The sequence below is a fragment of the Rhodoferax saidenbachensis genome, from assembly GCF_001955715.1.
GTDB lineage: Bacteria > Pseudomonadota > Gammaproteobacteria > Burkholderiales > Burkholderiaceae_C > Allorhodoferax > Allorhodoferax saidenbachensis.
The window spans coordinates 3,013,379-3,027,727 of sequence record NZ_CP019239.1 but is presented as its reverse complement, the minus strand read 5'-3'; the positions used below and the strand labels follow the sequence as shown (position 1 = coordinate 3,027,727).

14 protein-coding genes and 1 pseudogene are annotated in these 14,349 nt (G+C 59.5%); 2 read left to right on the top strand and 13 right to left on the bottom strand.

Annotated elements, in window-relative coordinates:
- Nucleotides 1-13: 13 nt before the first annotated feature.
- On the bottom strand, nucleotides 14-655 hold the full coding sequence (gene udk, locus RS694_RS14360) for a uridine kinase (RefSeq protein ID WP_029709058.1): 642 nt from the start codon (nucleotides 653-655) through the stop codon (nucleotides 14-16).
- Between the two features lie 115 nt (nucleotides 656-770).
- On the opposite strand from udk, the gene RS694_RS14355 reads away from it, so the two are divergent.
- Complete coding sequence (locus RS694_RS14355) at nucleotides 771-1,601, top strand: carcinine hydrolase/isopenicillin-N N-acyltransferase family protein (RefSeq protein ID WP_029709057.1); 831 nt, start codon at nucleotides 771-773, stop codon at nucleotides 1,599-1,601.
- Between the two features lie 67 nt (nucleotides 1,602-1,668).
- On the opposite strand, the gene RS694_RS14350 is transcribed toward RS694_RS14355, so the two are convergent.
- The 9 genes and pseudogenes from RS694_RS14350 to RS694_RS14315 form a co-directional block, all read right to left on the bottom strand.
- On the bottom strand, nucleotides 1,669-2,382 hold the full coding sequence (locus RS694_RS14350) for a nucleotidyl transferase AbiEii/AbiGii toxin family protein (protein WP_029709056.1): 714 nt from the start codon (nucleotides 2,380-2,382) through the stop codon (nucleotides 1,669-1,671).
- Nucleotides 2,372-2,872, bottom strand: a complete 501-nt coding sequence (locus RS694_RS14345; RefSeq protein WP_029709055.1) for a helix-turn-helix domain-containing protein — start codon at nucleotides 2,870-2,872, stop codon at nucleotides 2,372-2,374. The genes RS694_RS14350 and RS694_RS14345 overlap by 11 nt, the downstream gene beginning before the upstream one ends.
- Before the next feature lie 156 nt (nucleotides 2,873-3,028).
- Nucleotides 3,029-3,520 (bottom strand): annotated as a pseudogene (locus tag RS694_RS14340) (DUF924 family protein); the annotation flags it as partial.
- 257 nt (nucleotides 3,521-3,777) lie between these two features.
- Nucleotides 3,778-4,068: a hypothetical protein gene (locus tag RS694_RS20525; RefSeq protein ID WP_152528879.1), complete on the bottom strand. Its 291-nt coding sequence runs from the start codon at nucleotides 4,066-4,068 to the stop codon at nucleotides 3,778-3,780.
- Nucleotides 4,034-4,594, bottom strand: a complete 561-nt coding sequence (locus tag RS694_RS14335; RefSeq protein ID WP_029709053.1) for a hypothetical protein — start codon at nucleotides 4,592-4,594, stop codon at nucleotides 4,034-4,036. The genes RS694_RS20525 and RS694_RS14335 overlap by 35 nt, the downstream gene beginning before the upstream one ends.
- 103 nt (nucleotides 4,595-4,697) lie before the next feature.
- Nucleotides 4,698-5,237, bottom strand: coding sequence for a DUF924 family protein (locus tag RS694_RS14330; RefSeq protein ID WP_029709051.1), 540 nt, complete (start codon nucleotides 5,235-5,237; stop codon nucleotides 4,698-4,700).
- A 48-nt stretch (nucleotides 5,238-5,285) separates the two neighbouring features.
- Nucleotides 5,286-7,424 carry a DNA methyltransferase gene (locus tag RS694_RS14325; protein ID WP_076069748.1) on the bottom strand — a complete coding sequence of 713 codons (2,139 nt, stop codon included), beginning with the start codon at nucleotides 7,422-7,424 and terminating at the stop codon, nucleotides 5,286-5,288.
- Nucleotides 7,425-7,501: 77 nt separating this feature from the next.
- On the bottom strand, nucleotides 7,502-9,313 hold the full coding sequence (locus tag RS694_RS14320; RefSeq protein WP_076069746.1) for a glutamine--tRNA ligase/YqeY domain fusion protein: 1,812 nt from the start codon (nucleotides 9,311-9,313) through the stop codon (nucleotides 7,502-7,504).
- A gap of 27 nt (nucleotides 9,314-9,340) precedes the next feature.
- On the bottom strand, nucleotides 9,341-10,273 hold the full coding sequence (locus RS694_RS14315) for a substrate-binding periplasmic protein (RefSeq protein WP_161631580.1): 933 nt from the start codon (nucleotides 10,271-10,273) through the stop codon (nucleotides 9,341-9,343).
- A gap of 89 nt (nucleotides 10,274-10,362) precedes the next feature.
- Between RS694_RS14315 and RS694_RS14310 the strand changes: the two genes are divergently transcribed.
- Nucleotides 10,363-11,481, top strand: a complete 1,119-nt coding sequence (locus RS694_RS14310) for a hypothetical protein (protein WP_051392184.1) — start codon at nucleotides 10,363-10,365, stop codon at nucleotides 11,479-11,481.
- 176 nt (nucleotides 11,482-11,657) lie between these two features.
- On the opposite strand, the gene RS694_RS14305 is transcribed toward RS694_RS14310, so the two are convergent.
- The 3 genes from RS694_RS14305 to RS694_RS14295 all read right to left on the bottom strand — a co-directional run bounded on the left by RS694_RS14305 (nucleotide 11,658) and on the right by RS694_RS14295 (nucleotide 14,344).
- A complete protein-coding gene (locus RS694_RS14305; RefSeq protein WP_029709753.1) occupies nucleotides 11,658-12,248 on the bottom strand; it encodes a hypothetical protein in 591 nt (196 codons plus the stop codon).
- Nucleotides 12,249-12,470: 222 nt separating this feature from the next.
- Entirely contained in the window at nucleotides 12,471-13,304 is an 834-nt protein-coding gene (locus tag RS694_RS14300; protein WP_029709754.1) for a LytR/AlgR family response regulator transcription factor, read from the bottom strand.
- Nucleotides 13,301-14,344: a sensor histidine kinase gene (locus RS694_RS14295; RefSeq protein WP_076069743.1), complete on the bottom strand. Its 1,044-nt coding sequence runs from the start codon at nucleotides 14,342-14,344 to the stop codon at nucleotides 13,301-13,303. The genes RS694_RS14300 and RS694_RS14295 overlap by 4 nt, the downstream gene beginning before the upstream one ends.
- Nucleotides 14,345-14,349 lie beyond the last annotated feature (5 nt).

Below are 14,349 nucleotides of genomic sequence, written 5' to 3'. Positions count from 1 at the left end.
CCTTGTCGGTGTTTTAGCTGCGGTTCAAATCGCGCACCAGGGTTTGCACCTTGGTGGTGATGATGTCCACCGCCGGCCCGTTGGCGCCGTGCGGCAAGATCACATCGGCGTTGCGTTTGGTCGGTTCGATGAACTGCTTGTGCATGGGGCGCACCGTCTCCAGGTACTGGTTGATCACGCTCTCGGCACTGCGCCCGCGCTCGGCCATGTCGCGCTGCAGGCGGCGGATAAAGCGCACGTCGGATGCTGTGTCCACATAGATCTTTAGCGACATCATGCTGCGCAACTTGGCGTCGTACAGCGCAAACAGGCCTTCCACCACGATCACCGGTGCGGGGTTCACGGTGATGGTCTTGCTGGAGCGGTTGTCCGCCGCAAAGTCATACACGGGCATCTCAATCGCCTCGCCGTTGCGCAGCGCCCGCACATGCTGCGCCATCAGTGGCCAGTCAAACGCATCCGGGTGGTCGTAATTGGTCTTGCGCCGGTCCTCGGGCGTCATGTGGGACTGGTCCAGGTAGTAATCGTCCTGAAACACCACCGCCGCCATCTCCGACCCGATGGACGCCAGCACCTCACGTGTCACCGTCGATTTGCCACTGCCACTGCCCCCTGCGACACCGATCACGAAGGGTTTGTGGTTTGTTTTGGGCATGGGGTTCTTGTGTCGGGGCTGGCGAAGGGCGCAATTTTACAAGCCACCAACACCGTGGTGAATTCGGAGCAGAATCACATGACACCCTCTGCGCGCCCCAAAAAGACAAGCCTCCATGTTCACCAGACCTCTGATCGCTGCACTCATCTGCGCATTGAGCCCTTTGCCCGCGCTGGCATGCACGCTGTGGGGTGCGGCGGGTACTGCTGCGGACGGCGGCACGCTGATCTCCAAGAACCGCGATTGGGCGCCCGACCACCATCAGGTGTTGAGGAAAGTGCGTCCCAAAAAAGGCTGGGCCTACTTCGGCCTGTATGCCGAGGGCAATGGCGATCCGGGCCTCAAAGCCGGTGTCAATGAAAAAGGCCTGACCATCGTGTCGGCGTCCAGCAACTTGCCGCGCAGTGTGCGTGAAGACCAGCCCGACATGCACGGCGTGATGGTCAAGATCCTGACCGATTACGACAGCGTGGACGCGCTGATTGCCAATGCGGACAAGGTGTTTTCCAAGTCGCGTGCCAACTTCTTTCTGATCTCTGACCGCAACAAGGTGCTGACGGTAGAGGTGGGCCTGCACGGTAAATACGCGCTCAGCGTGAACGACAGCGGCACCGCAACCCACACCAACCACTACCTGGACCCGGAGCTGACCAAGGCCTACCCGCAAAAGACAAGCGCCAGCAGCCGCACGCGCTACCAGCGCATCAACAGCCTGCTGGGCCAGTCCACCGCGCCCTACACGCTAGAACAATTCAGCAGCCTGTCCCGTGACCACCACGATGGCCCCGACAACAGCCTCTGGCGCAGCGGCAAGGAATACACCTTGGCCTCGTGGATAGTGGCCACCCCCGCCCAGGGTGCGCCGCGCTTGCACGTGGTCATAGCAAACCCCGGCGAGCGGGAAGTGACGCAAGACCTGGTGCTGGACGCGCAGTTCTGGAAATAGTCAGGCTTATCCCTCACCTAGCCCGGATTGCTCTTGCGAACGCGCGGCTCCAGCAGCACGCCTTTGTTCAGGGGGCAGACGCGATACGCCGCAGAGCCCGTACGTTTTTCCATAGCACCGCCTTGGGCATTTGCATGGCCATGGCTTGCATGCAGCGCTCCAGCCAACCTGCGCGATTTTGCAGCCGGTCAATGGCTTTGCCCAGATCGCGCGCTACAGACGGGCCATAGGCCTCTGCCGCTTTGGCGAGCGCAGCGCGCAAAGCGGGCAGGGGCAGGCGCATCATGGCCAGGTCGATCGCATCGCGGCTGAAAACGCCGTCATCCGCCTGGCGGTCCGAGTTGGCCAGCAGCTTGGAGGTGGCCAAGTCCAGTCGTGTCAACGTGCTCACGCCACACACCGTATCGTCGTCTAGTGGGGGTTCCAGGGTGATGCGCGCCTCGCGCACGATCTCCAGCTTGATGGCCTGGCCATCCATCTGCACCTGGGTGCGTATGCCGTATTGATCTGCGCGTATTTCCCGCAGCACCACCAGCGGCACGGCGTGCGCGTGGCTGATGGCCTTCAAGCCCTCGGGGCCGGTGAGCAACTGCCGTAGCTCCCGGTAACCTGCCGCGTCAGAGACCAGAAAGTCAATGTCCACCGACTCCCGGTATTCGCCATAGCGCAGCGCAATGCAGGTGCCACCGCCAAAGAGACAACCATACTCACGCAGCACGGCTGCATCCAGCGCGCCGAGTACATGGGCAATGCGCTGGTGGTGCGGGCGCTCAAACTGCATCGCTGCTCCCTGGGTTGCGCGACAAGGCCAAACGCAATGCCTGCAGCAGCGCCTGCTCATCGACCGACATGGCCTGCAAGTCCAGGTGGCGCGCATTGCGTTCGTATATGTCCAACGCCTCTATAGGGGTGAGCGTGTCGGTGCCGTGCACCTGCCAGGCCAGCGCGCGGAGTTGCGGGTAGTCGGCCAGCGCCACGCGCGCCGGTATCCAGCCAGCGCGGTCAGGTGCTTGTCCGGCCGTATTGGCCTGCGCCCCGCTGTGTGCCTGCAGCGCCATACCCAGTGCTGCCATCACACCGCACCATGCTCCCATGGTGACGGACGGTTCGCCCTTTTCGATGCGGTGTAGCGTCACCCGAGACAGGCCCGCCGCCTCGGCCGTTACCGTCGCACTCAGGCGTAAAGCCTTGCGCTGGCTGCGTATCTGCGCACCCAGGGCCTGCAGCTGGGCAGTACCGGTTTCATTGATGGCGGGTGAATTGGAAGACATTTGTTTCTCATTATGAGCAAATTGCCAATTTTGTCAATTTTGAGAAACAATTAAATAATATCGGCGTAAAGGGCAATTTAGGTATGAAATCGGCATCTAGCCCAATCAGGGTGTGCGCAAGCAGCTACTAAAAGCGTAGCAACTGCAGGGGCAAACCTAGAACGAAGACCCCGGTTCGCTCAGGAAGGCCAGCTCTTCGGCGGTGGAGGTGCGGCCCAGGATGGTGTTGCGGTGGGGGTAACGGCCGAAGCGGTCGATGATGGCTTTGTGGCGCAGCTCGAAGTTCAGGTTGTCTTGTATGCCCAATTGCGTAAACAACGCCACCGCCTGCGTATGCACCAGCGCGGACTCGCTGTGCATGTAGGGCATGTAGGCAAACACGCGCTGCGCTTTGGGCAGGCTGCGGTCTTGCCCGCTGGCCACCAGCTCTTGCGCCAACACCAGCGCCAGCGCGTCCTGCGCAAAGGCGCGCGGCGTGTCGCGGTAGACGTTGCGCGAGAACTGGTCCAACACGATGATCTCCACCAGCCGCCCCTGGGCCGTTGCGCGCCACGCAAATAACTCACACCGCGCCGCAGCTTCCAGCGTGTCGCCAAACCGAGCGCGAATGGTTTCGTCCAGCGCGGCGCCTTTGACGAAGTGCTGCTTGGCTTAGTTTGTGCCGTCTTATGGGTTCCGTCACGCAAATGGCAAGGCCTCCACCTGAATTTTCAGAATAGGCAATGCAGTCTGGAAGGGGCGCATGGCTACGAGTTTGCCGGAGTAGGCTGTTTGTGTGTCAAATTGGCCTCTAGCCCCCGTGGAATATGCACAAGAAGCTACCAAATCCGTAGCAGATACAGGTCTGAATCTGGAGGGCCGATCGCAATTCGCCAGCGAAATCAAGTCGTACCTGCGCTGGAGCCTCAAAAATTTGGCACTGGGTTCTTGCCCTTTACAAGCTCAAGCGATTCCTTAACTACCTCGTAGACGGCTTGTTCGTGAACCTGTTCTGTTGGCAACAGTTCGTTGGCTCCGTTCATCAAGCTCAGGCGTCCATCAAAGTTGACTAGCAAACGACCTTGCAGAAATTTCCACTTGCCGCGGACATCGAAGCATTCGTGCTTGTCTTCGGGCTCTGTCGGCGGCGAATCTAGCGCGCTGCAGGCGCCATAGGCTCCATCATTGTTGGCCGACAGAGGAATGCCACGCGACAAGAGGGTAGCCTTGCCAGCAGCTTCCCCACTCGGACGCCAAGGCGTAGTGGCCGTCGGATAGCTTCGCGATGCTGGTCGTGCCGATGTCGCCTTCCACACCGCTTTGTGTTGCCGCATCCTGTCTGGCCGTCATTCGCCAGCCATTGGCATCGTGCTCAAAGAAATAGGCTCCCACGAATCCAGGGCACATGTGGCAGGTGTAGGGGCGCTGGTTGTCTTCGGCAATGGCTCGGGTGTTGGTCAGCAGAGCCGCGTGCGTTTCGTCCAACCGCACCACATAGATGGGCGTGATCTCTGCACGCGTTGCAGGCGGTTGCGTGTTGTGTTTGTCATTGGCCGTTGCAGACAGGTCAACTTGCTGAACCAAGCCAGGGCCATTTGCCTGCCACGTAGGAAAAGCTAAGAGCATCAACGCGGCGCGATCCAGACTGGCAGAGTACCGGAGCTCCGCCTTTTGGCAGGAGGCCAGGATCACGCACGCGACGAGGAAAAGGCTGCGGATTGCAAAGTGCTGAAGTGCAGGCATATTTTCAGTTGATTGCCACAGGGCTTTGTATGAAGAATAGGCCTGAGGCCCAGGTAAATGGAACCTGGGACGCTACAAAAGCGTCGCAACTACAAGCCAAAACCTAGAACGAAGACCCCGGTTCGCTCAGGAAGGCCAGCTCTTCGGCGGTGGAGGTGCGGCCCAGGATGGTGTTGCGGTGGGGGTAACGACCGAAGCGGTCGACGATGGCTTTGTGGAGCAGCTCGAAGTTCAGGTTGTCTTGTATGCCCAGCTGCGTAAACAGCGCCACCGCCTGCGTATGCACCAGCGCGGACTCGCTGTGCATGTAGGGCATGTAGGCGAACACGCGTTGCGCTTCAGGCAGGCTGCGGTCCTGCGTACTTGCCACCAGCTCCTGCGCCAACACCAGCGCCAGCGCGTCCTGCGCAAAGGCGCGCGGTGTGTCGCGGTACACGTTGCGCGAGAACTGGTCCAACACAATGATCTCCGCCAGCCGCCCTTCGGCCGTTGTGCGCCACGCAAACAGTTCACATCGCGCCGCCGCTTCCAGCGTGTCGCCAAACCGCGCGCGAATGGTTTCGTCCAGTGCGGCGTCTTTGACGAAGTGCTGCTTGGCGGTTAGCTCTTCGAACCAGAAGTGGAGGATGGGTTGGGGTTGCAAGTTGCGTCGGACCGTGTAAGACGTGCGGTGTTCACTCAATCCGATAAATTAAGTTGGCTGACTTTTCGACTTGACGATTCTTTTGCGAGCAACTTTGTTGTTTCTGTCATCACTAGGTAAATCGGGCCACCAGTCCAACAGTCTCGACTTGATCCTTGAAAGCACGGCATCGCTGTTTTGAATCGTATTCAACATGTGGTTCGGAACTTCAGTAAAAGCATGGTGTGCGAGCTGCTCAGGCGAAACTCTGATGAAGTGATCAATTTTGATCGGTGAGCTGGAACTGTTTTGTGCCGCATCAACATCAAAAACGCAGATAAATGAATTCAGAATTTCCTGTTTCGCGTCTTTGTCGTGAATTTTGAAGCGTTTGATTCCCGGGCTTTCATCCTCTAGTGTTGGGGCCCCTAAAAATGGCTGCCAACTATCCCAAACGGATCGAGGTAGCGCGAGCACAGTTCCTGCTGCAGAACCACGACCAGATAATTTGAACTTGAGCATGATCTGGTAGAAGGTCCGCTTAAACACGTTGGCAATGTTTGGCCCCTCAACTTGTTTGCCTGCCCATTCTGGCTTTGCTTGTAGTGCCTCTGGAAATTCTTTCCCGTGCAAACGTAAGGCATCACGCAAGTTTGTTACGGCGTGTTTGTATGAGCCGTGAAAGTCCATTGTTTGAATTTCCAAGATGCCATATCGAGCTACTTGGAACACACCTGCAACGCATTTGATTTCGACGAGCGTGACATCAAAAGCCATTTCAGGTGATTTTTCAGTGGAGAGTATGGAAATTTCTCCGCCTAGCTTATCTTGAAAGAAAAGATATCCGCTACCTGAGGATTCAACGGATTTTTTAAATTTGTCTAACTCGCCTTCATGTTTTAGCAGCGAAACTGGGATTGGTTTTACGTCTGTACTGAGCCCAAAAATCATCGTGCAGCCGCGTTTGACAATTTCTGAATCGATGACTCGATATGGGCATACGAGCCAATCTTGTCGAGGACCGTTGCTAGTTGCACTTATGGAGCAAACTCCTTGTGAGTTCTCATTCTTTACGCAATCAGTACTCGTCTTTAGAATATTTGTGAGGAACTGGCAAGTGCCCGCGCGTTTTCCGGAAACTGCAGCCATATCTAGGCGAACCAGTGGATAGATTCGTTGGCCAAACCACTCGCTAACGAAATTTCCTTTAACGTCGCCTTTAGTTTCTTTTTGTTTTTTGTTCATTGGGCTTCCTAGTTTGTTTCGAGTTAGGTCTGCGTATTTGATTTGCGCATCAAATCCAATCACTTTTCGTCCCAAACGTTTAGCGACTTCAAGAGATCGGCCTGTTCCGCAAAATGGATCCAGTACTACACCATCGGGCGGTGATGAGGTGAGGATGCGAGGTTCAATGAGTGCATGAGGAAACGTGGCTGTATGTCCATCTTCTCCTGGCGCGACATTGACAGTCACCACGTCATTGCTTCGCGGCTCCGCATATTCGGGCTTGTAGTAATACGTAGCCCGCCCTTCCTTTGGTTTCTTCACAAAATGGAAAAAATGCTCATGTGCGAGCTTGAGACGATCTCCTTCAGGTCTGGGAGTCGCGTTAGGCTTATGCCATATCACATCATTGCGCAGAATCCACCCATGCTCCTGCATTGCGATAGCAAAACGAGATGGAATTAGTAGCAACTGCTTTTCTTGTCGAACCCCTCCCATTGGCGTCTTTCGGCGGTTCCGATCATCGTCGCCCAATCCTTGTCGTCCACCATCGCGGATGCTGCTCCAGCGTGCGAAATATGTATCGCCAATATTGATCCACAGATTGCCGTCAGCCTTCAGGCATCTGTTTGCACGGGAGAAAATGCTGGCTAGATGAGCGACATACCATTCCGGGTACGGTTCGAGTCCTAGAAGTCCCCCCTTTTCTCTGTACCACTCATAACCGGGAGTTGCTGCCCCTATTTCCCGAACAGTTGCAATGTCATTGAAAAAGTCCCAGTTGTGGCTCATGCCATATTCGCGATGCCCCCAGTATGGCGGGCTAGTAATGATCAAGTCGACTGATGCTGGCTGGAGTTCGTGCAAAAGATCGAACGCATCGCCGTTCAGGACTACTTCATTGGTCTCAATTGAAGCTCCGAGAAACGGCGCATCGCCTAGTGGCTCCTTGAGGGAGCTCCTGCGAGTGATCGTACTTTTCATCCCGCAGTTACTTTGCAAAGACGTTGAATAGTTGGATGGGCTTGGGGTGTGTTCATAAATATGCGACTGCTATTTGATTACTTCCCCCAACTATCCTTCAACCCCACCGCCAAGTTAAACACCGGCTTGCTGCCTTGCACGTGATCCACGCGATCCGCCACAAAGTACCCATGCCGTTCAAACTGGAACTTCTGGTCCGGCAACGCATTGGCTAATGACGGCTCAACAATCGCGGTGACGACTTTCAGGCTGTTGGGGTTCAGGCTCTCGATAAAGTCTTTGCCACCCGCATCGGGCTGCGCGTCCAAAAACAGGCGGTCGTACATGCGCACTTCCGCGTTGACGCCGTTGGCCACGCCGACCCAGGTGATCGCGGCTTTCACCTTCACCAAGTCGCTGCCCGGTGTGCCGCTCTTGGTGTCGGGCACCACGGTGGCCAGCACTTCGGTGATGGTGCCGTTGGCATCCTTAGTGCAGCCGGTGCATTCGATCACGTAGCCGCCTTTCAGGCGCACTTTATTGCCGGGGAACAAACGCTTGTAGCCCTTCGGTTGCACTTCTTCAAAGTCTTCGCGTTCGATCCACACTTCTTTGCCGATAGTGAAGTGACGGGTTGGCGATTCAACGCCTTCGGGCGGGTGGGGCAGGGCGGGCTGGGTGCAGGGCTCCAGGTGGCCAGCGCCCATGACCTCATCCCAGTTGGTCAGCACCAGCTTGACGGGGTTGATGACCGCCATGCCGCGGTGGGCCTTGGCTTCCAGGTCTTCGCGCAGGCAGCCTTCCAGCGTGGAGTAGTCAATCCAGCTATCGCTCTTGGTCACGCCAATGCGCTCGGCAAACATTTGGATCGCTGCGGGGGTGTAGCCACGGCGGCGCAGGCCCACGATGGTGGGCATGCGCGGGTCGTCCCAGCCTTGCACCTTGTGGTCGTACACCAGTTGCGCCAGCTTGCGTTTGCTGGTGATCACATAGGTGAGGTTCAGGCGGGCAAACTCATACTGGCGCGGCGCGGGCGCAGCCAGCAGGTCGCCTTCAGCCAATCGCTCCAGCAGCCAGTCGTAAAACGGGCGCTGGTCTTCAAACTCCAGCGTGCACAGGCTGTGGGTGATCTGCTCCAGCGCGTCTTCAATGGGGTGGGCGTAGGTGTACATCGGGTAGATGCACCAGGTGTCGCCCGTGTTGTGGTGGGTGGCGCGGCGGATGCGGTAGATGGCCGGGTCGCGCATGTTGATGTTGGGGCTGGCCATGTCGATCTTGGCGCGCAGCACCATCGATCCGTCTTCGTGTTTGCCGTCGCGCATCTCGCGAAAACGCGCCAGGTTTTCGGCGGGCGTGCGGCTGCGGAAGGGGCTGTCCACACCGGGCTTGCCAAAGTCGCCACGGTTCACGCGCATTTGCTCTACGGTTTGTTCGTCCACATAGGCGTAGCCGGCTTCGATCAAGTATTCCGCCGCGCGGTACATGAAGTCAAAGTAGTCGCTGGCCTGGTAGGCGGCCGCATCGGGCGCACCATTCCAGTCAAAGCCCAGCCACTTCACCGCGTCGATGATGGAGTTGACGTACTCCGTGTCTTCCTTCTCGGGGTTGGTGTCGTCAAAGCGCAGGTGGCAGACGCCGCCGTAATCACGCGCCAGGCCAAAGTTGATGCAGATGCTCTTGGCGTGGCCTACGTGCAGGTAGCCATTGGGCTCGGGCGGAAAGCGGGTGCGGATCTTGGCGGGGTCTGGCTGGCCCGCCGCGTGGTGGGCGGCGTCGCCGGGGCTGCCGGCCCATTTGCGCTGGGCGTAGGTGCCTTTTTCCAGATCGGACTCGATGATCTGGCGCAGGAAGTTGCTGATCTTGGGTGTTTCGGGGGCGTTGGCGGGGGATGCTGGGGTATTGGCGCTCATCCAATGATTTTAGGCCGCCACCAGCGTTTATTTAGGCAGGGCGTTTATATCCAGCCACAGTGCTTTGCGCGAAAGCGGGGTTTCGGGCGGCAAAAGCGGGTTTTTCAGGGCGATGGCGCTGCGCTGGCGCAGGTTGGCGCGCTTGATGGGTTCGCCATACCGTTCGTAAAACAGGGTGTCAAAGCTGCCGTCGGCAATGGCCTTGTTCAGGCCGCGCTCCAGGGCGCTGGCCAGTGCACGGTCTTTTTTGTTCACAAAGTAGTAGATGGCGGCGGGGTAGTGCAGCACGATCTTGTCGTCCACCACCAGTTGCTGGGCACCGGCCTGTTCTTCTTCGTCCCAGATTTCCAGGACGGAGCGGGGGAAATAGTCAAAGCGCCCGGCGCGCAGCATGTTGAACAAGCCGTCAAAGGCCGGGGCGGTGACGACGTTGAGGCCGTTGCCCTGCAGGATCTGGGTGTCGGGCCAGTCGTGGCCCTGGCCAGCCGCAAAGCGGCGCATGTCGGCCAGTGTCTTGACCTTGGCCAGGGCGTTGCGGTCCTGCTGGCGCACAAAGGCGATGCGGTAGCCAAACAGGCCCTTGTCCAGCGGAATGCGGATGGGCAGCAGCTCTTGCTCGCGCTGCTTGCTGGTCATGGTCCACACCACGTTGACGCTGCCGCCCTCGGCCAGGCGTTTGAGCGATGCGTCTTGCGACATGGAGCGTGCGTCGGATTGGATGTTGTAGTCCGCCCCGGCTTTTTTCAGGGCCAGCTCCAGCAGGCGTACGGGGTAGTCCAGCCGGCTGTCGGTCTCGGCGTATTGGCGCGCATAGACCAGGTTGAATTTTTCGGCCCGGGCGGGGGCGGGCGTCAGGGCCAGGGCGCACAGGCCCGCAGTCAACACAAAGCGCACCGCATGGGTGAACCAGGGAGGCTTGGGAACACAGCAATACATGAAAACCTGCCAACGACCTGTCATTTGGAAAAACCCGGGCAACGCTCCCATGGGGGATGCACTTTTTGTATTGGCTATGGTACATATGCGAGCAAAGGACTGCAAAGACGTAAATGCCTAATCCACTACCCACCCCCACGGCGCCCCAGGTTGTTTCCCTGCGGCAGCAAGACCTGCAGGACGCCGCCCACGACGGCGTGATCACCCCCGCCCAGGCGCAGAGCCTGTGGCAGCGCTGGGTGGTGCTGGACCACCAGGCCACGGTGCCCACGCAGCCCGGCGCGCTGGCCAGCGGCCCGAAGTTTGGCTTTGTCAACGTGCTGTATTACTTTGGCGGGCTGGTGGCCATAGGCGCGATGACGCTGTTCATGACGCTGGGCTTCCAGGCCATGGGGCCCACCGGGCTGCTGCTGATTGGGCTGGCCTATCTGGTGGCGTGCCTGAAGGTGGCGGACCATTTCAAAGCGCGCGGGCTGCTGGTGCCGGCCGGCATTTTGGCCACGCTGGCCGTTATCTTGTCGCCGCTGGCGGTGTGGTGCGTGCAGCACCTGCTGGGCCTGTGGCCACCGGGTGGCAGTGACAGCTACCGCGCGTACCACACCATCATCAGCTGGCGCTGGATGACGCTGGAGTTCGCCACGCTGGCCACGGGTGTGGTGATGTTGTGGCGCTACCGCCTGCCATTCATGGTGATGCCGATTGCCATGACGATCTGGTACATGAGCATGGACGTGGCCAACGGGCTGATGCAGCAGGAAGGTTTTGACTGGGAGTTCAGCCGCGACGTGTCGCTGGTGTTTGGCATTGCCACCTGTTGCATCGCCATGTGGGTGGACATGCGCAGCCGCAGGGCGCAAGAGGCTGAATGGCGGCAGGACTTTGCGTTTTGGCTTTATGTGTTGGGCGCCATCATGTTTTGGGGCGGACTCTCCTGGCGCGACTCGGGTAGCGAGATTGGCAAGTTTGTCTACGCGCTGATCAACATCGTGATGGTGCTATTTGGCGCAGCCATCGGGCGGCGTGTGTTCACCATCTTTGGCGCGCTGGGCGTGGCGGGTTATCTGGGGTACCTGTCACACCGTGTATTCGAAGACAGCCTGTTGTTCCCATTTGCGCTCACGCTATTGGGTCTGGCCGTGGTGGCGCTGGGGGTGTGGTGGCAGCGCCATGAGCCGGCCATCAACGCGCGCCTGGCCCGCTTTGTGCCTGAGGGGCTGCGGCCGCGCGTTTGAAATAAAACCGTTTCGAAAAGAAACTGTTTTTTTGAAAAGAAACCGGACCGTTCGCCCTTAGTTTGAAAATCCCGTTCGCCCTGAGCTTGTCGAAGGGTCCTAAGCGGCGCAGGGCTTCGACAGGCTCAGCCCGAACGGGAACGGGAACGGGAACGGGAACGGGAACGGGAGGGTGCCTATTCGATCAGCGTAGCGGCAAACTCGTTGATGGCGTCCATGGTGGGGGCCAGGCTGGTGAAGGGCAGGCCTTCGTGGATCAGCATGGCACGCAGGCCGTGGTCTATCTCTTTGGCCTGTTCTTCGCTCTGGAAACGGCCGGTGTGCACGTACTTTTTCTCGCCGCGCTGGACCATGATGTTGATGTTGTTGTGCTGCTTGTACCACTCGAGGATCTGGGTGCGGGTCTTGGCCACGTCGCAGATGTTCTCTTCGTAGTTTTCGTTGTAGTACAGCACCTGGGGCAGCGAACATTCGGTGATGAGGAACTGCACCTGGCCGTCCAGCAGGTTGAGCATTTCGTACTGCTGTTGGGCGATGAAATACTGGTTTTTGAGCACCTGGAAGTTCTGCTGCCAGACCAGGGACTTGGCGAAGTCGGGGATGGTCTCCACGGTTTTGCCGCGCAGGTTGAGGTACAGGATGATGGCCGACGAAAACAACGACTTGTCGCAACCCGGCCCGCCAATGATGTTGATCACCTTGGTGGGATAAAGGCGCATCTTGCTTTCGGGCAGCACATTGGCAACGGACGTGTAACGCATCGTCATAGGGGGATCTTCCTGTTGTTCTGATGTGCCCTATCGTAGTGCGCGCACCGTTCCAAGGCAACACCGGGCCAATAACGCCGTTCTGGCTGAACTCCCAACGCCATTCTGGGTGCGCTCATACCGCTCGGGCTGAGCGCCTGGCACCGCTCGCCCTGAGCCAATATCTCCGTTCGGGCTGAGCTTGTCGAAGCCCTTCGACAGGCTCAGGGCGAACGGATGAAACTACATCGCCTTGAAGCGGTGCGCGTAAAGCCGGCTCACGGGCAATGTCTCCGGTCGGCCGCGCAACTTCAGGCTCAGCTTGCCGGCCTCGTCGCGCTCCACGCTGTGGATGCAGGCGCTGTGCACGACGGTGCCGCGGTGGATTTGCCAGAAGGTCTGGGCGTCGAGCTGGGGTAGTAATTCCTTGAGCGGGGTGCGGATCAGGTACTCATGCGCCGCCGTCAGCACACGCACGTATTTGTCGGCCGCCTCCAGGTACACCACCTCGGCCAGCGGCACCATACGGATGCTGGTGCCCACGTTGGCCTGGATGTGTTGTAGCGGTGCGGCGGCTGGCCCGGCAAGCGCGCCGCCATCCAGCCCGCGCGCCAGCAGGCCGCGCAGTTGGCCGAGAGTGGCCTCGAAATTTGCTTCTAAATTGATAGCTGCTTGCGCAGGCTGCGCAAGGGCTAGCTGCAGTTTTGCCACGGTTTTTGCCAGGCGCGCGGGCTGCACGGGCTTGAGCAGGTAGTCCATGGCCTGGGCCTCAAACGCCTGCACGGCGTACTGGTCGTAGGCGGTGACAAACACCAGTGCGGGGAAGGGCCGCTCCTCGGTGGGCCATTGGTCGGCCAGCGCGGCGGCGGCTTCCAGGCCGGTCATGCCGGGCATACGAATGTCAAAAAACAGCACCTCGGGCTGCAGCGCCAGCGCCTGCTGTACGGCAGAGGCGCCGTCGCCCACGGTGGCGGCAATCCGCAGCTCGGGCCAGGCGCGCGCCAGCTCGGCCTGCAGCGCGGCGGCCAGCAGCGGCTCGTCTTCGGCAATCAGGGCGCTGGGGGCTTGTGCACTCATGTTTTCAAGGGAAAAGTGATGCTAGCCCTCACCCCGCCTGCGTGACCAGCTACCAAATTGATAGTACCCGCCGCACCGTAGACGGTGGCCAGGCGTTCGCGCACCTGGGCCAGGCCAAAGCGGCTGCCATCGGGATCGGGGGCGCCCAGGCCCAGGCCGGTGTCTTCGACCTCCAGCGTGACGGTGGTGCCGTCGCTCTGGGCGCGCACGGTGATGCGGCCGCCCTCGACCTTGGGCTCCAGCCCGTGGCGGATGCTGTTTTCCACCAGCGGCTGCAGCAGCAGCGGCGGCACGGGCAGGGCCTGCAGGGTGTCGGGTAGCTCCAGCGTGTACTGCAAGCGCGGACCCATGCGTATGGCCATGAGCGCCAGGTAGTCGGCCAGGCGGGCGAACTCCTGCTCCAGCGTGTGGGTGCCGGTGCGTGAGGCGCTGAGCGTGGCGCGCAGGTAAGCAATCATGTGGTCCAGCATGGTCTGCGCACGGGCCGGGTCCACGGCGATCAGCGCGCGCAGGTTGGCCAGGGTGTTGAACAGCATGTGGGGTTCGAGCTGCGTTTCCAGCAGCTTGAGGCGCGACTCCGAGGCCTGGTGGCGTGCTTCCGCCATCTTGCGTTCCAGGTAGGCGCTTTTGTTGAGGGCGTAGAAGTAGTAGCTGCCCACCACACCGGCCATGCCGGTGATTAGCACGCTGTTGCGCAGCTCGGTGGCGCGGTCCATCTTGGGCGTGCCGTGGTACAGGTCAAACGTGCGGCACAGCAAGTCGGCTACCAGATTGCCCAGCATGTACCCGACCACAATGCCGCCCAGTACCAATGCCAGTCCGGTGAGGCCGTTGGGCCAGCCGGTCTCTTGTGCCGATGGAAACAGGTGGCGGCCCAAGTCAATGATGGCCCAGGTGAACAGGCCGATGAACAGGGAATACGTGGCAGGTGGGCCATAGGGCCGGTCCGGCAGAAAAGCCACCTGGATGGCCGCTATCGCCAGGCAAAAGCCCAGCACCTGCAGCAGGTGCTGCAGCTTGGAGATCCAGTCAATGCGCATGGCTT